Source organism: Lentzea sp. NPDC005914, from assembly GCF_040629405.1.
Classification (GTDB): Bacteria; Actinomycetota; Actinomycetes; order Mycobacteriales; family Pseudonocardiaceae; genus Lentzea.
This window is the reverse complement of record NZ_JBEXVQ010000015.1, coordinates 149656-170048: the sequence shown is the minus strand read 5'-3', so window position 1 is coordinate 170048 and position 20393 is coordinate 149656. Positions and strand designations below refer to the sequence as shown.

The following is a 20393-nucleotide window of genomic DNA, read 5'->3' as shown; positions in this document are numbered from 1 at the left end:
AACAAGACTGTTTCTGGCGTGGTCGCGTGACTAACTTCCACGAGCATGAACGGCGAAGTGATCATCCTGACCGGCCCGCCCGCCGCGGGGAAGACGACGGTGGCCGGCCTGCTCGCCACCACCGCGGACGTCCCGACCGTGCACCTGACGACCGACCTCTTCTACCGCTCGATCCGCGCCGGGTTCGTCCTGCCCTTCCTGCCCGAGGCACACAGGCAGAACGAGGTGGTGATCGAGGCGATCGTCGGGACCGTCGCCACGTTCGCGCGCGGCGGTTACGACGTGGTGGTGGACGGCATCGTCGGGCCGTGGTTCCTGCCGCCGTTCCGCGCGCTCGCGAAGCAGGACGGGCTGACGATGTCCTACGTGGTCCTCAGGCCGAGTCTCGACGTCACGCTGGCCCGCGCGAGAGAACGCGTCGGTGAGCTGAAGGACGTCACCGCCATCACCGGCCTGCACGGCGCGTTCGCGCAGCTGGGAGAACTCGAAAGCCACGCGATCGACACCGGCGGCCTCGATGCGGAGCAGACCGCCGCCGAGGTCAGGCGCCTTCTCGCGGACGGAGATCGCGGCTATCTCATTTCGGGTGTGTGAGGTGTGGCCTGCCGGGAGGACGGCGGTCTACCGTGGCGTGACGGATGTGGCGGAAGGTGGATGACGTGCTGACGACCACACCGGTCGCGGTGCCGCGGCAGGCAGACGCTCGGATCAGGCGGTTGGCGTCCCGGCTCGTCCGGGAGCACGACGAGGTGCCCCCGAGCCTGGTGCACGAGTGGATCGCACGCGCCAGCGCCCGGTTCTGCGACGCGCCGGTGCAGGACTTCGTGCCGTTGCTGGTGGAACGCGAGGTGCGGGCCTCGGTGCGGAACTTCGCCTCCGTCGAGCCCGAGATGTCCGGAACGTGGCTTCCGGACTGGGCCAGGAACACCGCCCGCAGGCTGCTCGCCGCCGAGCTGCCCCGCCGCTGGGCGCACACCTCCGGGGTGGCCCGCCGGGCGGCGCAGGTGGCGCGCGTGCTGCCGGTCGAGCAGCGGGACGTGCTGGTCGCGGCGGCGTGGGTGCACGACATCGGGTACGCCGCCGAGCTCGCCGACACGGGCCTGCACTCCCTCGACGGAGCGCGGTTCCTGCAGCGAGCCGGTATCTCCGAACGCGTGTGCGGCCTGGTCGCGCACCACTCCGGAGCGTCGGCGGTGGCCGAGCTGACCGGCCTGGCGGGCCAGCTCGCGGAGTTCGACGACGAACGCGGCAGGCTGCGGGACGCGCTCTGGTACGCCGACATGACGACCAGCCCCGACGGCCACCCGACGACGGTCGAGGAACGGATCGGCGAGATCCGCGACCGGCGTGGTCCCGAGGATCCGGTGGTCAAGGCTCGCGCGATCAACATCGACGACCGGCTGGCGTCGGTGCGCCGCATTCACCGGCTGCTGCGCCGGACCTACAGCCGTGCGACTGCGGGGTCGAGCAGCCGGTGGTGAGCGCTCCCACCGCAATGAATTTCGTTGTGAGCGCAGGAATCCCCAGGCATATCGTGGGCCAATGCCCTTCAACGAGCTGCTGGCTCGCCATCGCGCGGTGGTGCAGGACAGCGTCACCATCGTGTCCAAGGTCCAGGCCGATGATCTGGGCAGGCCGACGCCGTGTGCCGAGTGGACGCTCGGCGACCTGCTCGCCCACATGACCGTCCAGCACCGCGGTTTCGCCGCCGCCGCACGAGGCCGGGGATCCGATCTCGCGACCTGGCAGGTCCAGCCGTTCGACCGGGTCGCCGACTACGCCGACGCGGCCGAGGACGTGCTCACCGCGTTCGCGGAGCCGGGAGTGCCGGACCGGGTGTTCGAACTGCCGGAGTTCCAGCCGGTGTCACGCTTTCCGGCGGCCATGGCGATCGGCTTCCACCTGATCGACTACGTGGTGCACGGCTGGGACGTGGCGCGCTCGCTCGGGCTCGACTACCAGCTGCCACCGGACGTGGCCGCGACGGCGCTGCGGATCGCGCTCGCGGTGCCGGACGGGGACGGCAGACTGGAGCCCGGCGCGGCGTTCGCGCCCGCACTGGCCGCTGGTGAGGACGCCGACCCGTTGCACCGGATCCTCACCGCTCTGGGGCGCTCGCCGGAGTGGCCGAGGTCCTGACATGCGACTGCACGACGGTGAGGTCGAGGCCACGGGCTGGCGGGTCGAGAAGCTGTCCGATGTCGTCAGGCGACTGACGGCACCTCAAGTGACCGGCCGTCCGCTGGTGGTCGCGGTCGACGGACGCGGCGGCGCCGGGAAGTCCACCCTCGTCGACCGGCTGACCAAGGTCGTCCCGGCGTCCGCGGTCGTGCACACCGACGACATCGCCTGGAACCAGGCGTTCTTCGACTGGGGAGCGCTCCTGGCCGAGAACGTCCTTCAGCCACTGCACCGCGGCGAGGCGGTGGAGTTCCGGCCACCGGCCTGGGCGGAGCACGGCAGGTCCGGCGCGATCCGCGTCCCGGCCGGAGCGGACGTCGTGTGGGTCGAGGGCACCGGGATCATCCGCGAGGAGCTCGCCGCGTGGATCGACGCCTCGATCTGGGTGCAGGGTGACCTGGACGAGCAGGAACGCCGGCGGGTGGCGCGCGACGGCGACTCGGCCGAGCAGCAACGGCACGTCGCGGCCTGGCTGGCCGAGGAAGTGCCGTTCCTGCTCCGCGAACAGCCGTGGCGCAAGGCGACCGTCGTCGTGGCGGGCACGACCGCGCTCCGCCACGACGCGGACACCGAGATCGTCACAGGGGCAGTCGGCGCAGCGCCGGCTTGAGGACCTTGCCCGACCCCGTGCGCGGCAGCTCGGCCACCAGCTCGACGTGCACGGGGATCTTGTACTTCGCCAGCCGCGACAACAGGAACTCCCGCAGCCCGGCCACGTCGACGACGGCACCGGACCGCGGCCGCACGAACGCCCGCCCGACCTCGCCCCACCGCGCGTCGGGCACGCCGACGACCGCGACCTCGGCCACGTCCGGATGCGAGGTGATCGCGTTCTCGACCTCGGCCGGGTACACGTTCTCGCCGCCGGAGATGAACATGTCCTTGAGCCGGTCGACGACGTACAGGTGACCGTCGTCGAGCCGTCCGATGTCGCCGGTGCGGAACCAGCCGTCCTCGGTGAACGCCGCCGCGGTGGCGACCGGGTCGTTCCAGTAGCCAGGCGTGACGTTGGGGCCCTGCACCTCGATCTCGCCCAGCTCGCTCAGCCGCAGGTCGCCGAAGAACACCGGCGTCCCGGCCGACCCCGCCTTGCGCACGCTGTCCGCCGCTTCCAGGAACGAGGCACCGGGCGCGGTCTCGGTGAGGCCGTAGCCCTGGCAGAACACCAGGTCCCGTTCCTGGTAGGCGTGGATCACCGCATCGGGCACCGACGCCCCGCCGCACAGCAGCACCCGCAGTGACGACAGGTCCGCGGTGGCCCAGCGCGGTGACGCGGCCAGGTCGGCGTACATCGTGGACACGCCGAACATCCAGGTCACGCCATAGCCCTGGAGCACGTCGAGGCACTCGTCGACGTCCCAGCGCGGGACGATCACGCTGTGCCCGCCCTTGATGAACGTGGGCAACAGCGTCTGGGTGAGCGCGGCGACGTGGAAGAGCGGGGCCGCGACCAGCGCGACGTCGTCGGTGGCGACGTCGACGCCGATCATCAGGTTGAACGTGTTCCACAGCAGGTTGGCGTGGCTGAGCACCGCGCCCTTCGGCCTGCCCGTGGTGCCGGAGGTGTAGAGGATCAGCGCGGGCTCGTCGATGCCGACCGGCACGTCGAGCGGTTCCTCCGAGCCGCCCGCGAGCCAGTCCTCGTAGCCGGAGAGCGAGACGGCCCGCTCGTGCTCCGCCTGGTGCGACGGCGCGTGGATCAGCACGCGCGCGCCGCAGTCGGCCAGCTGGTAGGTGATCTCGGCGGGGGAGAGGCGGAAGTTCAGCGGGACGAAGACCGCGCCCAGCTGGTGGGCGGCGAACATCGTCTCGGCGAACGAAGGGTGGTTCGGGCCGAGGTACGCGACACGATCACCCTGGCGGACACCGAGTTCCTGCAGCTGGTGCGCCAGCTTCGTAGTGCGGACCGCGAGTTCGCCGTAGGTCGTGGAGACTCCGTTGTAGGTGAACGCCTCACGCTTCGGCGCCATGCGCGCGCGGCGGTGTGGCCAGCTGCCCAGTCCCGCGTTCCGCATTCCTGTCTCCTGTCAGGCTGGTGTGGCTGGTCTCGCGCAACGCGACCGTGCAGACGACCGTGAGCACGCAGAACGCGGCGAGGATGACCGGGATGGCGCCGGTACCGGCCGTCTTCTGGACCTGGGCGAACAGCAACGGGGCAAGGCCCGCGCCCAGACCCGCGAGCTGGTAGCCGAGCGAGGCGCCGGTGTAGCGGCTGCCGGTGCTGAACAGCTCGCTGTAGAGCGCGGCGAGCGGCCCGTACATCATCGGGTGGATCACGGCCTGGCCGAGCACGAGTGCGACGACCACGTAACCGTTGTCCACCAACGGGAACAGCACGAACGCGAACGCCGCCATGAGCACCGCGCCGGCGAGGACCACCGGCCTGCGCCCGAACCGGTCCGACGCCGCCGACCAGCCGATGATGCCGATGATCGCGAGCGCCGACGACAGCGTCAGGGCGTTGAGAATGGCCTGCCTGCTGTTGCCGGCCTGAACGCCGTACGCGAGCACGAACGTCGTCAGCGTGGACTGCGCGACGAACGCCGCGAGCCCGACGCCGACGCTGAGCAGCAGCGTGCGCGGGTGGTTGCGCAGGACGTCCACGAGCGGAGCCGAGGTGCGCTTCCGCTCGGCCTGGAACACCGGCGTCTCCTCGACCTTCATGCGCACGAACAGGCCGATGCCGAGCAGCACCAGGCTGAGCAGGAACGGCACCCGCCAGCCCCAGTCGAGGAACGCCTTCTCGCCGACCAGCGCGGCGGTGCCGGTGAGCGCGGCGGTCGACAGCACCATGCCGCACGGCGCGCCCGCGTTGGTGAAGCTCGCCCACAGACCCCGTCGTGAGGTGGCGTGCTCGGCGGACATCAGGACCGAGCCGCCCCACTCGCCGCCGACCGAGATGCCCTGCACGACGCGCAGCAGGACGAGCCCAGCCGGAGCGAGCCAGCCGACCTGGCCGTACGTGGGCAGCAGGCCGATCAGAAAGCTCGCCACGCCCATCAGGCTCATGGTGAGCACGAGCATCTTCTTGCGTCCCAGCAGGTCGCCGAAGTGTCCGAAGAGGACACCGCCGAGCGGGCGGGCGAGGTAGCCGGTGGCGAACGTGCCGAAGCTCGCGATCGTGCCGACCAGCGGGTCCAGCGAGGAGAAGAAGACCTTGTTGAACACCACCGCCGAAGCGGTGGCGTAGAGGAGGAAGTCGTAGTACTCGATCACGCTTCCGAGGAAGCTGGACGCGACCGCACGGCGTAACTGCGTTGTTGTCGCCATGGCACTCTCATCTCAGGCGTAGTGGCGGTAGACCCCGCGCGCGACGCACGCGGGCTTGGCGGAGCCCTCGATCTCGACGGTGAAGTCGATGGTGATCTGCACGCCGTCGCCCGCGACCTCGTCGACGGACGCGACCTGGCCCTTGAGCCGGATCTTGGAGCCGACCGGCACGGGCGCGGGGAACCGGACCTTGTCCAGCCCGTAGTTGATGCTCATCCGCACGCCCGTGACGTCGAGCAGTTCGGTCATCAGCGGGATCAGCAGCGCCAGCGTGAGGTAGCCGTGCGCGATCGTGCCGCCGAACGGCCCGGCCGCGGCGCGTTCCGGGTCGGTGTGGATCCACTGGTGGTCGTCGGTGGCGTCGGCGAACGTGTCGACGCGGCCCTGCTCGATCTGGAGCCAGTCGGAATAGCCGAGGTCGTGGCCCTGGAGCGCCTTGAGCTCCTCGAGCCCTTCGACGGTGGTGGTCATGAGTCCTCCTTGACGAGGCCCAGCAGGCGGGCGGCGTTGTGCTTGAGGATCTTGGGGCGGACCTCGTCGGAGATGTCGAGCTTCGCGAAGTCGGCGAGCCAGCGGTCCGGCGTGATCACCGGGTGGTCCGAGCCGAAGAGGACCTTGTCCTGCAACAGGGTGTTGGCGTAGCGCACGAGCTGTGGTGGGAAGTACTTCGGCGACCAGCCGGACAGGTCGATGTAGACGAACGGCTTGTGCGTGGCCACGGCGAGTGCCTCGTCCTGCCACGGGAACGACGGGTGCGCGAGCACGATCTTGAGGTGCGGGAAGTCGACCGCGACGTCGTCGACGAGCATCGGGTTGGAGTGCTTGAGCCGGATGCCCCCGCCGCCGGGGACGCCCGCGCCGATCCCGGTCTGTCCACTGTGGAACAGTGCGGGCACGCCGAGCTCCTCGATCGCCTCGTACAACGGGTAAGCCATCCGGTCGTCCGGCGAGAAGTCCTGCAGGCTCGGGTGGAACTTGAACCCGCGCACGCCGTGTTCCTCGACGAGCCTGCGGGCTTCCCGGACCGCGGCCTTGCCCTTCCACGGGTCGATGCTCGCGAACGGGATCAGCACGTCGGCGTGCTCGGCGCAGGACGCGGCGATCTCCTCGTTGGAGATGCGCGGGTGGCCGGTGGCGTGCTCGGCGTCGACCGTGAAGATCACCGCGGCCATGGTCCGCTCGCGGTAGATCTGCGCGGTCTCGGCGATCGTGGGCTGCCGGTGCTTGGCCTTGAAGTACTTCGCGGACGCCTCGATCAGCGCCGGGCTGAGCGAGCTGTGGCCGTCGCCCGAGATCTCCGCGTGCGTGTGCACGTCGATGGCGACGAGATCATCGACGTTCATGTGGGGAACGGTCATGGCGCCACCGGAGCCGGGATGCCGTAGGTCTCGGCCTCGAACTCGTGCCAGTGCTCGGCGATCTTCACCTGGTTCCAGCCGCCGTCCGCGAACTGGACCTGCTTCTCGGCCGGGTGCGACCACAGCGCGAGCCGGTCACCGCCGATGCCGATCGCCTGCCCGGTAATGCCTTTCGCCGCGTCCGACGCGAGGTACACGATCAACTCGGCGACGTCCTCGACCGTGCCCAGCCCCTCGTCCCGCCGAACCCACGCGGGCAGCGGCGTCCCGGTCCGTTCGGACTCCTCGATCAACGGCGCGAACGCCGGAATCGTCCTGGTCATCTCGGTGGCGGCGACCGGCACGACCGCGTTGACGGCGATGTCCGAGCGCGCCAGCTCGAGCGCCCACGTCCGTGCCATCGCGGCGATCCCGGCCTTGGCGGCGGCGTAGTTGGTCTGCCCGAAGTTGCCGCGCTGCCCGGCCGGCGACGAGATGAGCACGAGGCTCCCGCCGGTGCCCTGCGCCCGCATCTGCACCGCGGCCGCGCGAGCACAGGTGAACGTGCCGCGCAGGTGCACGTTGATCACGGCGTCGAAGTCGTCGTCGCTCATCTTCCACAGCACGCGGTCGCGCAGGATCCCGGCGTTCGTGACCAGCACGTCGAGCCGGCCGAACTCCTCGACGGCGGTGTTCACCAGCAGCTCCGCGGTCTCGGTCGACCCGACCGGCGCGATGACCGCCTTGCCGCCGATGCTCGCGGCGACCTCCTCGGCGGCCTCGTCCACGTCGTTGACCACCACGCGTGCCCCGTTGCGCGCCAAGGCTTCCGCGTACGCCCGCCCCAGCCCGCGGCCGGCCCCGGTCACGATCGCGACCTTCTCCGACAGCTCCATCCGACGAGTCCTCTCCGTTGGGGAACGGACTCAACGTACGGCACATTCATGACGCTCGTCTAGATGTTGCCCAACATGTAGGGTGGGCAGCGTGACGCCGCAGTCGATGATGTTGAACTTCCTGGGCCTGTACGTGCTGGGCCGCGACATCGCGGTCTACTCGGGCAGCATGATCGACGTCTTCGGCCGCGTGGACGTCTCGGAGGAGGCCGTGCGCTCGACCCTGACCCGCATGACCTCCCGTGGCCTGCTCGCCAAGCACCGCAACGGCCGCAAGGTCTACTTCGGACTCACCCCGCGCGCGAAGGACGTCCTGCGGGACGGTGAACGCCGCATCTGGCAGCGCGGCGCCGTCAACCGCGACTGGGACGGCACCTGGACCCTGGTCGGCTTCTCCCTGCCGGAGGGCCGCCGCGGCGACCGCCACGACCTGCGCTCGCAACTGCAGTGGGCGGGCTTCGGTCCCGTGCAGAACGGTCTGTGGATCGCCCCCGGCACCCGCGACGTCACCGAGATGGTCGCCGACCTCGGCCTCACCGAGAACGTCACCGTCTTCACCGCCCAGCACGCGAAACCGACCGAGGCCGCCGACCTGGCCACGCGCGCGTTCGACACGGTCGCCATCGCCGCCCGCTACCAGGACTTCCTGACCCGCTGGCGCACACCGTCCGACTCGCTGCCCGACGACCTGGCCCGCCAGCTGCTGCTGCACGGGGACTGGCTCGACCTCGTGCGCCAGGACCCCCATCTGCCGGCGGAGCTGCTGGCCCGCGACTGGCCGGCGATCGAGGCGGAGCAGCTGTTCCAGTCGCTGGCCACGCGGTACCTCGAGACCGCGACGCCACTCGCCCTCGCGGCCATCGAGTCGATCGACGTCTGATCGCTGGCGTCTATAGCTTCAGTGTTGACTGAAAGAAGACCTGCACCGCCGCACCGGCAGCACCGAACCCGATCGCGAACCACATCGCCGGGAGGGAACCCGTCGGCGCGACCAGCCAGCTTTCGGTGAAGACCGAGATGGCGAACCACGCGCACGGCAGCGTCCACGCCATGTGCCCGCCGAACAGCGCGGCGGCCAGCGCGGCAAGTCCGGTCATGCCCACGCATCCACGCACCACGAACTCCACCGGGGCCATGCCCGCGACGAGCAGTGCCGTGACGGTGGCGATCGCGAGGACGTGCGCGAGCCGGTACGCGGGCCACGGCCGGGCCGCCGTGCGATCGAGGTCGGCGTCCTGCCCGGTGAGCCCGACGGCGAGCGCGGACACGGCGGCGGTGATGGCGAGCGCGGGGAATCTGGGGTCGTCGGGCAGCAGGCGCACGAGCAGGCAGCACAACGCCGCCGCCGCAACGGAAGCGGGCACCTGCCGCGACCGCGCGTACAGCAGGAAAGCTCTCACAACGCGCCGTTCGTGAGCGCCGTGAGCTGGTCGCCCCGGCACGACAACCCGACCGCGCGGGCGGCACTCACCCGCGCCACCTGCTGGTCCGCGGGCAGTCCGCGCAGCGAGTCGAACGCACGTTGCGCCGGTTCGGCGGCGCCTTCGCGGATGTAGCGGAAGTACTTCAACGGCTTGAGGTCACCGGTGAACCAGGCGGCGACGGCGGTCCTGGCGGCGGCCTCGCGGATCGTCTTCTGCCCGTCGTCGAGTTCGCCGAAACACGTCGGTGTGCCCGCGCCCGCCACCAGTTCGGCGAGCCAGTCGCCCTGCTGGGCACGCTTGAACGCGTCCCCGTTGAAATGCACCGGCACCACGTCCGCGGTGCGCGGAACACCGCCCTCGTACACGCGGGGCAATGGCACCTCCTGCACCTTCGTGGGCGGGTTCGGCAGCTTCGCCAGCAACCTCAGGGCCTCCGCGGCGACCGGTGCGAACGAGTCCAGAGTGGACTCCCGCATCCGGCTCAGGCACACGTTCTCCCGGCACACCAGCGTGGACGCGGCCTCGTCGAGCACGAGCGTCCTGGCGGGCAGCACCGGCAGCGCGATCGCGGCCCCCATCAGCGCGGGAACGAGCGCCAGTGCTCGCAGCCGCACGGACGTGGCGACGAGCAGACCGAACCCGGACAGCGCCAGCCCGGTCAGCCAGATCGCCTGTCCCGCGCTCGCGGCGAGGGAGACGGTCTCGTAGACGTTGCGCACCGCCCCGAGCGCGGGGGACAGCAGCGTGACCTCGTTGGGCAGCGTCTGCCAGCGGTCCTGCGAGATGGTGAGGAACACCAGGGCGACCAGCGAGGTGACCGCGAGCAACGGTGGCGTGAGCGCGGACGGGAACACGCGGGCGACGCCCATGCCCAGCCAGCCGCCCGCGACGACGGCGAGCGCGCCCACCGCGGTGATCGGCAGCCAGGCGAGGTGCGGGTAGCCGCCGTGCCAGACCACCTGGACGGCACCGATCGCGAACACCACCAGGTACCCGAGGACGAGGTAGATCGCGAGTGCGCCCGCGGTCGCCGCTCCACGCTGCCAGGCCGGGCGGGCGGCGGTGGCGAAGAGGTCACCGGTGCCGGCGCGGTGGTCGCGCAGTCCGGCGACGGCGCCCGCCCCGACCACCAGCGGCCAGAGGAAGACGAGCAGGAAGCGGACCCACTGGGCGGCCGAGTGCCACTGGGCGTCCGACGCTTCGGGGCCTTTCCACCACGGGGCGCTGAGGGAGTACAGCAGCGCGACCGCGGTGGCGACGACGAGGAGTCCGGCCCACGGGGCGAGTGAGCGGCGGAGTTCGACGCGCAGTGCCCTCACCACGTGCCCCTTTCGCGTGGCGTGGCGAGCAGCGCGCTGTATCCGCGTTCGATCGGGCTGTCACCCGCGTCCTGCGGGGTGCCCGCCGCCGCCAGCCCCGCCGGTGTCCCTTGGAACACGAGCTTGCCGTCGGCGAGCAGGACCACGTCGGTGCAGGCGGCCGCCACGTCCTCCACGAGGTGCGTGGAGACCACCACGCAGGTGTCGGTGCCGAGTTCGGCCAGCAGGGAGCGGAACCGCAGCCGCTGAGCCGGGTCGAGGCCCGCCGTGGGTTCGTCGAGCAGCAGGATCTCCGGGTCGTTGACGATCGCCTGGGCGATGCCGACCCGCCGCACCATGCCGCCGGACAACGTCTTGAGCCGGTCGTCGGCGCGGTCGGCGAGCCCGACGCGTTCGACGGCGCGCTGCACGGCGGCGGGGATCTCGTCCGCGGGCATCTCCTTGAGCCACGCCATGTACGCGACGAACTCGCGGACGGTGAACCGGCGGTAGTAGCCGAACTCCTGCGGCAGGTAGCCGATGCGGCGGCGCAACAACCGGGTGTCCATGCCGCCCAGCAGCGAGAGCGTGCCGGAGGTGGGGCGCAGCACGGTGGCGAGCGCGCGGATCAGCGTCGTCTTGCCGGCGCCGTTGGGGCCGAGCAGGCCGTGGACCCCGCGCGTCATGGTGAGGGTGACGCCGTCGACGGCCATGCGGCGGCGGCCCACGCGCAGGCGCAGGTCGCGGGCCTCGATCTCCCAGGCGAACGTGGTGGGCGCGGTCATCGGCTGGCCTCCAGACGCGTGAATGCGGTCCTGCGCAGGGCGATCACGAGCAGGCCGAGTGCGAGCAGCGCGGCCCAGAAGGGCATGGCCGCGGGGTGGAACACGACGGACGTGCGGGCGAGGGCGATGGTCGGCGCGACGATCGCGACGGTCCACAGCGCGATGAGCGTGATCGCGGCGCGGGTGACGCCGATCAGTCCGCCGAGTGCGAGCGTGCCCGCGGTGAACGTGAGGCAGGGGAGCAGCCACGCGGCGAGCGAGGCCCCTGTCACCCAGCCAGCCACGACCAGGCCCGGCATCACCACGACCAGCACGGAGGCGGTCCGGCGCAACACCAGCGGCAGGCCGGCGCGGGGAGTCGCGGCGGTGAGCTCGTAGGCCGGGTCGAGCGCCCGTCCCCACGACGCCGCCACGCCGAGCACCGGCAGCACGGGCGCGATCAGCAGCACCAGCGAGATGCCGTCGGGGGTCGCCGAGCTGATCCGGTCGAGCAGCAGGGCGACGAACGTGACGAGCAGGATCATCGCCAGCCACGGCCCGGCCATGGGGGAGACCCAGGTCAGACGGCGTCGCCGGGCGCGTGGCATCTGCGGGGTGCGGTCGAGCAGCGGCGCGAGGCCGGTCCACACAGCGTCGGCCAGCGGGTCGGGGGTGAGGCGGGCGCGGCACGGGGCGCAGGTCTCCAGGTGCGACTCGACGGCCCACAGCTCGTCGGCGGCGATGTCCGCGCCACGCTCGTAGCGGCTCAGCAGGTCCGAGCCGGGGTGGTCGGCGGTCATGACAGGGCCTCCCGCATCGCGATCCGTGCCCGCCGAGCGCGGGTCTTGACGGTGCCTTCCGGCACCCCGAGCAGCACCGAGGTCTCCCGGACCGACAGCCCGTCGAGCACCATCGCCTGCAGCACCTGCCGCAGTTCCGGGGCCAGTCTCCGCAGCGCGTCCCCGACCTCGTCGCCGACCACGCCGTCGAGCGCCTCGTCCTCGGCGGCGCGGCGGTCGGGTTCCAGGGCGGCGGCCGGGGGCTGGGCGTGGTGCGCGCGCCGGCGGAACGCGTCGATCAGCCGGCGGGCCGCGATGGTCCACAACCAGCCGACCGCGCTGCCGCCCGCCCCGGCTCCGGCGAACGCGTCCGCCGCGCGCCACACCGCGAGGTAGGTCTCCTGCAGCACCTCAGCGACGATCTGCTCGTCGGAGCAGCGTCTGCGCAGCCGCGTCGTCAGCCACGGCGACGTGCGCCGGTAGAGCTCCTCGAACGCGGCGCGGTCACCTCGTGCGACACGGCGCACGAGGTGCTCCTCGTCCAGCTCACCCCGGATTGCTCTCACACTCCGCAAGACGTCGGAAACCGCCACCAGGTTCTCGAACCAGTGTGTCGTGGGTCACAAATCCGCGACAGGAGAACCGGTCGTCGCACCGCTGCCGTCTGGCCGCACAAATCCCGACGACGCGGAGTTGCGATGACAGTGTCCCCAGTGGAGGTTCGCGGAGCGGTCTCGTCCCACGAACTGGTGAAGATCTACGGCAACGGCCCGGCCGCCGTGCGGGCGCTCGACGGGGTGAGTGTGCGCTTCAGGGCAGCGCAGTTCACCGCGATCATGGGCCCGTCCGGGTCCGGCAAGTCGACGCTGCTGCACTGCCTGGCCGGGCTGGACAAGGCCGACGCCGGAACCGTCCACATCGGACAGGCCGAGCTGACGTCGCTGGACGACACGCGGCTGACCCGGCTCCGGCGCGATCGGGTCGGGTTCGTGTTCCAGTCGTTCAACCTGCTGCCCACGCTCACCGCCGAGGAGAACATCCTCCTGGCGCTGCGGCTGGCCGGCAGGAAGGTCGACAGGGCCTGGTTCGCGACGATCGTGGACATGCTCGGCCTGCGGGACCGGTTGCGGCACAAGCCGGGCGAGCTCTCCGGCGGCCAGCAGCAACGCGTCGCGTGCGCACGGGCCCTCGTCGGCAAACCGGACGTGGTGTTCGCCGACGAACCGAGCGGCAACCTCGACTCGCGCACCGGCGCGGACGTGCTGGAGTTCCTGCGCACCTCGGTGCACGACCTCGAGCAGACGGTCGTGATGGTGACGCACGACCCGGTCGCCGCTTCCTACGCCGGCCGGGTGGTGCTGCTGGCCGACGGCCGGGTGGCGGGCGAGATCCACCAGCCGACGCCGGAGTCCGTGCTGGGCGTGCTCGCAAGGCTGGGGGCGTGATGCTGCGGACGACCCTGGCCGGGATCCGGGCGCGGTTCGCGCGCCTGCTGCTGTCGTCGGTCGCCATCGTGGTCGGCGTGGCGTTCGTGTCCGGCACGATGGTGCTGGCCGACGCCCTCCAGGCGACGATGCGCGACGAGTTCGCCCGCTCGGCACGCGGCGTCGACGCCGTGGTCGAGCCGAGGGAGAACGCGCCACTGGACCTCGCCGCGATCAAGGGAACCGACGGCGTCGCGGCCGCCGAGCTGCGGCGCACTGTTCCGGTGCCGATCGTCAGCGCACAGGGACGCGCGGACGAGGCCGATCTCGTGTCCCTGGCGGCCGATCCGGAGCTGCGCCCGCAGGAGATCGACCAAGGCGCGCTGCCATCGGCCGGGCAGATCGCCGTCAGCGCCCAGACCGCTCGCGACCGCGGCCTCACCGTGGGATCGCAGGTCGTGCTGCTCGGCCGTGACTCGAAGCCGGCGACGTTCGCGGTGAGCGGTGTCTACGACAGCGGCACCGTCGAACGGCCCGGTAGCGCGCAGGTGCTGCTGCCCGACATCACCGCGTTCACCGACCCGGCGAAACCGGCCTACGACGCCCAGGTCGTCGTGCGCTCGTCCGGAGTCGATCAGGCAACGCTCGCCGATCGCCTGCAGGCGGCGCTGGGCGAGGAGTTCACCGTCTCCACCGGCACGGCGTACGCGGAGGTCCTGCTCGCCCGGTACGGGGGCACGGAGGACATCGCGCTGGCGATGACGCTGTTCGCGGTGGTCGCGCTGATCGTGGCGTCGATGGTCGTGATGAACACCTTCACGATCCTCATCGCCCAGCGCACCCGTGAGCTCGGTCTGCTGCGCAGCATCGGCGCCGAACGCAAGCAGATCTTCCGTTCCGTGCTGCTCGAGTCGGCCGTGGTCGGGGTGTTCGCCTCGATCCTCGGTCTCGCCGCCGGTGTCGGACTGGCGGCGGCGCTCCAGTCCGTCCTGAGCGAGTCGCCGATCAGGCTCCCGGTCGGCGCCCCAGCCGTGGCCGCCGCGGTCGCCGTCGGACTCGGCGTCACGCTGGTGGCCGCGCTCCTGCCCGCCCGCCGTGCCACCCGCGTCTCCCCGATGGAGGTGCTGCGCACGCAGGTCGACAGCCGCGAGGAGGTCGCCCGCACCGGCAGGGCGCGAACGGTCGTCGCGATCGTGCTGGCCTCGATCGCCGCGCTGCTCACCGGACTGGCGCTCACCCAGTCGTCCGGCCCGAAGTTCGCCATGACACTCGCGATCGGCGCGGGCATGGTGCTGCTCGCGGCCATCGTGACGGCCGGTCCGCTGCTGGTGGGCCCGGTGATCAGGGTGCTCGGCCGTCCGCTGGCCGGTGTCCCGGCGAGGCTCGCGGTCGGCAACGCCACCCGCAACCCCCGGCGGACCGCGGCCACGATGGCCGCACTGCTGGTCGGCGTGTCGGTCGTGACCATGCTGACGGTGATCGCGACCAGCGTGAAGGAGACCAGGGACAGTCAGCTCGAACGGCAGTTCCCGGCGGACTACGAGGTGCGCAGCGCGATCAGCGACCGCCAACTGCCGACCTCACTGCTCGACCAGATCGCCGCCGCGCCCGGCGTCACGCACGCGGGAGGCGAGACGAGGCTGCTGCTGAAGCTGGGCAACCGCACGGTCGACACGGCCGCCGTGACGCCCAGTTCGCTCGGCACGGTGATCCGCCCGGAGGTGGTTCGAGGCTCACTCGCGGTGCAGGGCAACGGAATCGTCCTGACCGAGGACATGGCACGCCGGGTGAACGCCGACGTCGGCACCGAGCTGGCCGCGACCGTCGAGACCGTCTCCAAGACGTTGCGCGTGACCGCGGTGATCAAACCGGCGGGTGGCGCCGACGCCTACACCGACCGGGCGCTCTGGCCGGGCGACGGCGTCGACACGATCGCGGTCAAGGCAGCGGACAGGGCAGCGCTCGACGCCGCCGTGCGGAGCGTGCCGACCGCGAAGATCGTGAGCTTCGCCGACGTCCGGGCCGAGTTCACCGCGCAGATCGACCAGCTGCTGGCGTTCGTCTGGGCCATGATCGGACTGGCGGTGCTCACCGCGCTGTTCGGCATCGCCAACACGATGACCCTGTCGGTGATCGAACGGACCTGGGAGTCGGCCCTGTTGCGCGCCTTGGGTTTCACGCGCGCGCAACTGCGCACGATGCTGGTCGTCGAGTCGAGCCTGATCGCGCTGACCGGTGCCGTGCTGGGCGCCGTGGTCGGGGGAGCGGCGGCAGTGTTGCTCGTCGTCGCGGTGTCCCAGGACGACGACCTGGCCATGGTGGTGTCCGTCCCGTTCGGACAGTTGGCGGCGTTGTTCGTCGCGGTCGCGATCGCCGGTGTGCTCGCGGCGGTGCTACCGGCGCGGCGCGCGGCCTCCGCGTCGATCGTCGCCGGCATGGCCGAGTAGTCAGAGGGTGATGACGACCTTGCCTCGGGTGTGGCCGCCCTGCACGTGCACCTGCGCGTCGGCGGCCTCCTCCAGCGGATAGGCGGCCTGCACGTGCGGGGTGTAGGCCCCCGACTCCCCGAGTCGCGACGCCTCCGCGAGGTGCGCGGCGGCGTCCGCGTTGCCCGCGACGAGCGGCACGCCGAGGGCCGCGGCGCCGAAGTCGGCGATCGTCGCGACCCGCGAGGCGTCACCGACCAGCGCGACGAGCTCGGCCAGCGAGCCGGAGCCCGCGGTGTCCAGCGCGGCGTCGACCCCGTTAGGAGCGACCGCGGTGACCCGTTCGGTCAGGCCCTCCCCGTAGGTGACGGGGGTGGCGCCGAGCTCGCGCAGGAAGTCGTGGCCGGCCTCGCTCGCGGTGCCGATCACCGTGGCGCCGCGGGCGACGGCGATCTGCACGGCGGTGGAACCCACGCCGCCGGCGGCGCCCTCGACGAGCAGGGTCTTGCCGGAGAGATCCCCGAGGACGTCGAAGCCGGCCAGGGTCGTGGCGGACACCAGACCTGCCGCGGCGGCCTGTTCCACGGTCCACGAGCTCGGCACCGGCGCCCAGGCGGTGAGGACCGCGTACTCGGCGGTGGTGCCCTGCCCCAGACCGAAGACCTCGTCGCCGGTCCGCACGTCGTCGACGCCGTCACCGACCTCGTCGACGACCCCGGTCGCGTCGCTGCCGGTGATCGCGGGGAACGTGACCGGCATGTACTCGGCCATGTAGCCGGCGCGGATCTTCCAGTCGACCGGATTCACGCTCGCGGCCCGGACCCTGATCCGGATCTCACCGGGCCCCGCGTGCGGTTCGGGTGCGTCCTCGACGGTGAGGACCTGAGGATCTCCGTACTGGTGGAAACGGACTGCGCGCATGGCCGCCCGCCTTTCGGGGGAAGGAAATCGGCGCGTCAGCGTCGCTGCTGATACTGCTATCGGAGTAGTCGTGGCCGCTGTTGCGCAGCGTGATCAGCGGCCGCCGCCGTGGATCACGGCCAGCGCGTGCTCGCGGGCCGGCGCGCTCAGAGTGGTGTTGAGCTGCTCGAACAACGCCTCCGCGGTCACGCCGTTCCACCCCGGCGGGAGCAGGGACAGGGGGAGACCGGGGTCGCTGTAGGGCAGGCGCCGCCACTGGGTCAGCATCGGCACGTACATCCCGAACGCCTGCTCCGGCGTGACGATGGTGATGTCGAGCTCGGGCCGGTGGCGGCGCAGGAAGTCCGCGTAGAGGTCGGCCAGCTCGTCGAGGTCCCACCACGACCGCACCTTCGAGCGCAGGTCGCCGAACGCGAAGTGCCGGCCGGTGAAGATGTCGACGTACTCGGCCAGCCCGCGGCGTTCCAGGGTCCGCCGGGTCTCCACGGCCAGGTTGCCCGGCGCGACCCACACGCCGGGCGCGGTGGTGCCGAAGCCGAGCTGGGTCAGACTGGTGCGCAACGCGTGGCGCTTCTCGCGTTCGGACTCCGGCACGGAGAACACGACCACGAGCCAGCCGTCCTCGATGGTCGCGCGCCGGCGTTCGAAGATCCGCGCGTCACCCTCCGCGAGCATCTCCAGGGTCGGTTCGGCCAACGCGTACCCGGCGGCGCCGTCACGCCGGTCGCTGATCACCACACCACGGCGCTTCAGACGGGAGATCGAGGACCGCACGGCCTGGCCCTCCACGCCGAGGTCCGCCATGAGCTGCACGACGGACGCGACCGACAGCCAGTTGTCCTCGCCCCGCGCGTAAAGGCCGAAGAGGGTGACGATCAGCGGGCCGAGCCGGTCTCGTCCGGCGACAGCGGGCTCCGTGGTCAGCGCGACGTTCAGTGCCCTCTCCTCAACTCAGATCCGTGAGGGTGACAGTGTTGCGCAGCTCCCCGAGCCCGCTCACGCGAGTCACCACCACGTCGCCGTCGCGCAGGAAGATCTGCGGGTCACGGGCACTGCCGATGCCGCTCGGCGTGCCGGTGAGGATCACGTCCCCGGCGCGCAACGTCATGCCGTGGCTCAGTTCCGCGATGATCCGGGCGAACGAGAACGCCATCTGCGCGCTCGAAGCGTTCTGCAGCAGCACGCCGTTGACCTCGCACTGCACCTGCAGATCGGTGACGTCGAGCTCGTCGGGTGTCGTGATCCACGGGCCGAGCGGCATCGTCGCGTCGAGGCTCTTGCCCTTGAGCCACTGCCCGCCGTGCGCGCGTTGGAGATCGCGCTGCGAGACGTCGTTGGCCACGAGGAACCCGAAGACGTGGTCCAGCGCCTTCTCCTCGGGGATGGACCGGCCGTCCCGTCCGATGACCATCGCGATCTCGGCTTCGTAGTCCCACTTCGAGGAGATCTCCGGGTCGTAGGCGATGTCGTCGGACGGGCCGACGACGGTGTCCGGGCCCTTGGTGAAGAAGGTCGGGCGAAGCGGCATCTCGGCGGGGCCCTGCCCCTCGCGCTTGCCCGTCGACTCGAGGAAGTGGTCGAGGTAGTTCCAGCCGGTGCACAGGATGTCGCGGTTGAAGCGGTGCAACGGCGACTCCAGCCGCACCTCGGACAACGGCAGAACCTCGCCGCGGACACCCGTCGAGCCGCCCCGGACGATGTCGTCGACCGTCGTGGACAGCAGGGCGATCGACTGCCCGTCCACGACCCCGGCGCGGCGGACTCCGTCCACGGTCAGAGAAGCGAGTTTCACTATCGTGCTCCCGTTTCGCTGATCATGAAAACGCTACTTCTGAATCGGGGTGACCAGGCGGTCCTCGGGGATCACGGCCACGCCGAGGATCTCGATCAGGGCCTCCGGCTGCCAGAGCGCGGTGCAGCCGATGCCCGCCATGGCCGGGTAGACGGGCCCGGCGAGCTCGCGCCACACCTTGCCGATCTCCTTGCCGTGCGCCTGGTAGTCCGGGATGTCGGTGAGGTAGATCGTGATGCTGACCAGGTCCTCCGGCCGCCCGCCCACCTCCCGCAACGTCGTCAGCACGTTGCCGAACGCCTGGCGGAACTGCTCGACGATGCCGCCGGGAACGATCTTCATGTCCGCGTCCAGGGCGGTCTGCCCGCCCAGGTGGAGCGTGGTGCCCGCGAGCGTGCCGTGCGAGTAGCCGCTCGGAGTGGGCAGGCTGGCCGGGTTCACTGCGACAGGGCTCATGAGTATTGACACTATCTGACGGTCGTGAAGAATACGAGATATGGAGCCCGACTTGAGCAAGTACCAGCTCGAAGGCGACAACTCGATGTACCGGCTGCCCAGCGGCCTGGTCGCCCCGGTGGTGACGCGGGGCGGCAGCGAGAACCCGGACACCGCGAACTCCGGTGGCGCCATCCGGATCTCCGGCGTGAGCGCGCAGCACACCCCGGCGACGAAGCTGTGGTTCGGCAAGGTCACGAACGAGCCCGGCTACCGCTCGGTCACCCACCACCACGGTGAGGCCGAGACCGGCGGGTACGTGCTGTCCGGCCGGGCGCGGATCTACTTCGGCGAGAAGTTCGAGGACTACGTCGACATGGAGGAGGGCGACTGGGTGTTCGTGCCGCCGTTCATGCCGCACATCGAGTGCAACCTCGATCGCAACAACCCGCTGACGTGGATGACGACTCGGACGCCGGAGAACATCGTGGTGAACCTGCAGGACGTCCCGGACGAGGACCTGCGCGACTGGCTGACGCGGTGACGTCGGCGATCTTCACGGCCGCGATCACGCTGGAGAAGGCCGATCCGGAGCACTTCGACCTGGCGTTCACGGCCGTCACGCAGCCCTGCCCGTGGCCCAAGGCGTACGGGGGAGACCTCGCCGCCGCCGCGGCCGCCGCTGCCATGCGGTCGGTGACCGACGGCAAGACACTGCACTCGATGCACAGTTACTTCCTGCGACCCGCCGACATCGGTGCCGCGGTGCGGTACGAGGTGGAACTGTTGCGTGACGGCCGGGGCTACAGCACCCGGCAGGTCCGCGGCTACCAGAACGGCAAGCCGCTTTACGTGTGCCTGGCGAACTTCGCCGCGGGTGAACCTGGTGGGAGTTTCCAGGCCGAGGTCGATGGCCTGCCCGGCCCGGAGGAGCTGCCCAGTTCGGCGGAGTACCTCGCCGAACGCGCCGGCGGCACGATGACCGAGGAGTCGAAGGCCTACTGGTCCGGTGGCCGCAGCTTCGACATGCGGCACGTGCCGGGGCCCGTCTACCTCGCGGTCGAGGGGGAGAAGGTGCCGCACCAGGCGGTGTGGATCAAGCCGTTCGACCCGCTGCGCCCGGTCGAGGGGCTGACCGACGCCCAGCGCGACCTCGCCGCGCTGGCGTACATGTGCGACTACACGATCCTGGAACCGATCCTGCGGGTCCTCGGCCTGCCGTGGGCCGAGCCGGGACTGGTCACCGCGAGCCTCGACCACGCCATGTGGTTCCACCGGGCCGCGCCGGTCGACGACTGGCTGCTGTACGTGCAGGAGGCGGTCGCCGCGGACTCGGGCCGTGGCCTGGGTTCCGGCCGTTTCTTCACCCGTGATCGCCGGCACCTCGCCACCGTTGCCCAGGAGGGCATGATCCGCGCCGCTTGACCCGCCGCCGCTGGAAGGACT

The 20393-nt window shown here is 71.0% G+C and carries 23 protein-coding genes; 9 read left to right on the top strand and 14 right to left on the bottom strand.

The window, feature by feature from the left end:
- Positions 1-45: 45 nt before the first annotated feature.
- From ABZ345_RS22585 to ABZ345_RS22570, 4 genes are all read left to right on the top strand, one after another.
- On the top strand, positions 46-594 hold the full coding sequence (locus ABZ345_RS22585) for an AAA family ATPase (RefSeq protein WP_359851893.1): 549 nt from the start codon (positions 46-48) through the stop codon (positions 592-594).
- 65 nt (positions 595-659) lie between these two features.
- Positions 660-1481, top strand: a complete 822-nt coding sequence (locus ABZ345_RS22580) for an HD domain-containing protein (RefSeq protein ID WP_359851890.1) — start codon at positions 660-662, stop codon at positions 1479-1481.
- 61 nt (positions 1482-1542) lie between these two features.
- Positions 1543-2139 carry a TIGR03086 family metal-binding protein gene (locus ABZ345_RS22575; protein ID WP_359851887.1) on the top strand — a complete coding sequence of 199 codons (597 nt, stop codon included), beginning with the start codon at positions 1543-1545 and terminating at the stop codon, positions 2137-2139.
- A gap of 1 nt (position 2140) precedes the next feature.
- The gene (locus tag ABZ345_RS22570) at positions 2141-2791 is read left to right on the top strand and encodes a hypothetical protein (RefSeq protein ID WP_359851884.1); all 651 of its coding nucleotides are present in this window, start codon (positions 2141-2143) and stop codon (positions 2789-2791) included.
- Here ABZ345_RS22570 and ABZ345_RS22565 read toward each other — a convergent pair.
- The 5 genes from ABZ345_RS22565 to ABZ345_RS22545 are packed head-to-tail and all read right to left on the bottom strand — an operon-like array spanning position 2760 to position 7684.
- Positions 2760-4196 (bottom strand): long-chain fatty acid--CoA ligase, encoded by a 1437-nt coding sequence (locus ABZ345_RS22565; RefSeq protein ID WP_359851881.1) that lies wholly within the window; start codon positions 4194-4196, stop codon positions 2760-2762. The genes ABZ345_RS22570 and ABZ345_RS22565 overlap by 32 nt on opposite strands.
- Positions 4135-5451 (bottom strand): MFS transporter, encoded by a 1317-nt coding sequence (locus tag ABZ345_RS22560; RefSeq protein WP_359851878.1) that lies wholly within the window; start codon positions 5449-5451, stop codon positions 4135-4137. The genes ABZ345_RS22565 and ABZ345_RS22560 overlap by 62 nt, the downstream gene beginning before the upstream one ends.
- A gap of 12 nt (positions 5452-5463) precedes the next feature.
- Entirely contained in the window at positions 5464-5922 is a 459-nt protein-coding gene (locus ABZ345_RS22555) for a MaoC family dehydratase (RefSeq protein ID WP_359851875.1), read from the bottom strand.
- A complete protein-coding gene (locus tag ABZ345_RS22550; RefSeq protein ID WP_359851872.1) occupies positions 5919-6794 on the bottom strand; it encodes an amidohydrolase family protein in 876 nt (291 codons plus the stop codon). Before ABZ345_RS22550 ends, ABZ345_RS22555 begins: the two co-directional genes overlap by 4 nt.
- Before the next feature lie 11 nt (positions 6795-6805).
- Positions 6806-7684 (bottom strand): SDR family oxidoreductase, encoded by an 879-nt coding sequence (locus ABZ345_RS22545; RefSeq protein WP_359851869.1) that lies wholly within the window; start codon positions 7682-7684, stop codon positions 6806-6808.
- Between the two features lie 91 nt (positions 7685-7775).
- Between ABZ345_RS22545 and ABZ345_RS22540 the strand changes: the two genes are divergently transcribed.
- Positions 7776-8564 carry a PaaX family transcriptional regulator C-terminal domain-containing protein gene (locus ABZ345_RS22540; protein WP_359851866.1) on the top strand — a complete coding sequence of 263 codons (789 nt, stop codon included), beginning with the start codon at positions 7776-7778 and terminating at the stop codon, positions 8562-8564.
- A gap of 10 nt (positions 8565-8574) precedes the next feature.
- On the opposite strand, the gene ABZ345_RS22535 is transcribed toward ABZ345_RS22540, so the two are convergent.
- The 5 genes from ABZ345_RS22535 to ABZ345_RS22515 are packed head-to-tail and all read right to left on the bottom strand — an operon-like array spanning position 8575 to position 12506.
- Positions 8575-9084 (bottom strand): hypothetical protein, encoded by a 510-nt coding sequence (locus tag ABZ345_RS22535; protein WP_359851863.1) that lies wholly within the window; start codon positions 9082-9084, stop codon positions 8575-8577.
- Positions 9081-10427 (bottom strand): hypothetical protein, encoded by a 1347-nt coding sequence (locus ABZ345_RS22530; protein WP_359851860.1) that lies wholly within the window; start codon positions 10425-10427, stop codon positions 9081-9083. Before ABZ345_RS22530 ends, ABZ345_RS22535 begins: the two co-directional genes overlap by 4 nt.
- A complete protein-coding gene (locus tag ABZ345_RS22525; RefSeq protein ID WP_359851857.1) occupies positions 10424-11191 on the bottom strand; it encodes an ABC transporter ATP-binding protein in 768 nt (255 codons plus the stop codon). Before ABZ345_RS22525 ends, ABZ345_RS22530 begins: the two co-directional genes overlap by 4 nt.
- Positions 11188-11970, bottom strand: a complete 783-nt coding sequence (locus tag ABZ345_RS22520; RefSeq protein WP_359851855.1) for a zf-HC2 domain-containing protein — start codon at positions 11968-11970, stop codon at positions 11188-11190. The genes ABZ345_RS22525 and ABZ345_RS22520 overlap by 4 nt, the downstream gene beginning before the upstream one ends.
- Positions 11967-12506 carry an RNA polymerase sigma factor gene (locus tag ABZ345_RS22515; protein ID WP_359852058.1) on the bottom strand — a complete coding sequence of 180 codons (540 nt, stop codon included), beginning with the start codon at positions 12504-12506 and terminating at the stop codon, positions 11967-11969. Before ABZ345_RS22515 ends, ABZ345_RS22520 begins: the two co-directional genes overlap by 4 nt.
- 141 nt (positions 12507-12647) lie before the next feature.
- On the opposite strand from ABZ345_RS22515, the gene ABZ345_RS22510 reads away from it, so the two are divergent.
- Together ABZ345_RS22510 and ABZ345_RS22505 are read left to right on the top strand one after the other, a co-directional pair.
- Positions 12648-13394 (top strand): ABC transporter ATP-binding protein, encoded by a 747-nt coding sequence (locus ABZ345_RS22510; RefSeq protein ID WP_359851852.1) that lies wholly within the window; start codon positions 12648-12650, stop codon positions 13392-13394.
- Positions 13394-15820 (top strand): FtsX-like permease family protein, encoded by a 2427-nt coding sequence (locus tag ABZ345_RS22505; protein ID WP_359852055.1) that lies wholly within the window; start codon positions 13394-13396, stop codon positions 15818-15820. Before ABZ345_RS22510 ends, ABZ345_RS22505 begins: the two co-directional genes overlap by 1 nt.
- Here the strand turns inward: ABZ345_RS22505 and ABZ345_RS22500 are convergent, their stop codons facing one another.
- The 4 genes from ABZ345_RS22500 to ABZ345_RS22485 all read right to left on the bottom strand — a co-directional run bounded on the left by ABZ345_RS22500 (position 15821) and on the right by ABZ345_RS22485 (position 18968).
- The gene (locus tag ABZ345_RS22500; protein ID WP_359851849.1) at positions 15821-16720 is read right to left on the bottom strand and encodes an NADP-dependent oxidoreductase; all 900 of its coding nucleotides are present in this window, start codon (positions 16718-16720) and stop codon (positions 15821-15823) included.
- Positions 16721-16813: 93 nt separating this feature from the next.
- Positions 16814-17596, bottom strand: coding sequence for a PaaX family transcriptional regulator C-terminal domain-containing protein (locus ABZ345_RS22495; protein ID WP_359852052.1), 783 nt, complete (start codon positions 17594-17596; stop codon positions 16814-16816).
- A 70-nt stretch (positions 17597-17666) separates the two neighbouring features.
- Positions 17667-18512, bottom strand: a complete 846-nt coding sequence (locus tag ABZ345_RS22490) for a fumarylacetoacetate hydrolase family protein (protein ID WP_359851846.1) — start codon at positions 18510-18512, stop codon at positions 17667-17669.
- A gap of 33 nt (positions 18513-18545) precedes the next feature.
- Complete coding sequence (locus ABZ345_RS22485) at positions 18546-18968, bottom strand: RidA family protein (protein ID WP_359851843.1); 423 nt, start codon at positions 18966-18968, stop codon at positions 18546-18548.
- Positions 18969-19020: 52 nt separating this feature from the next.
- Between ABZ345_RS22485 and ABZ345_RS22480 the strand changes: the two genes are divergently transcribed.
- Together ABZ345_RS22480 and ABZ345_RS22475 are read left to right on the top strand one after the other, a co-directional pair.
- Complete coding sequence (locus tag ABZ345_RS22480; protein WP_359851840.1) at positions 19021-19491, top strand: cupin domain-containing protein; 471 nt, start codon at positions 19021-19023, stop codon at positions 19489-19491.
- A complete protein-coding gene (locus ABZ345_RS22475; protein ID WP_359851837.1) occupies positions 19488-20372 on the top strand; it encodes an acyl-CoA thioesterase domain-containing protein in 885 nt (294 codons plus the stop codon). The genes ABZ345_RS22480 and ABZ345_RS22475 overlap by 4 nt, the downstream gene beginning before the upstream one ends.
- The last annotated feature ends 21 nt before the right edge of the window (positions 20373-20393 follow it).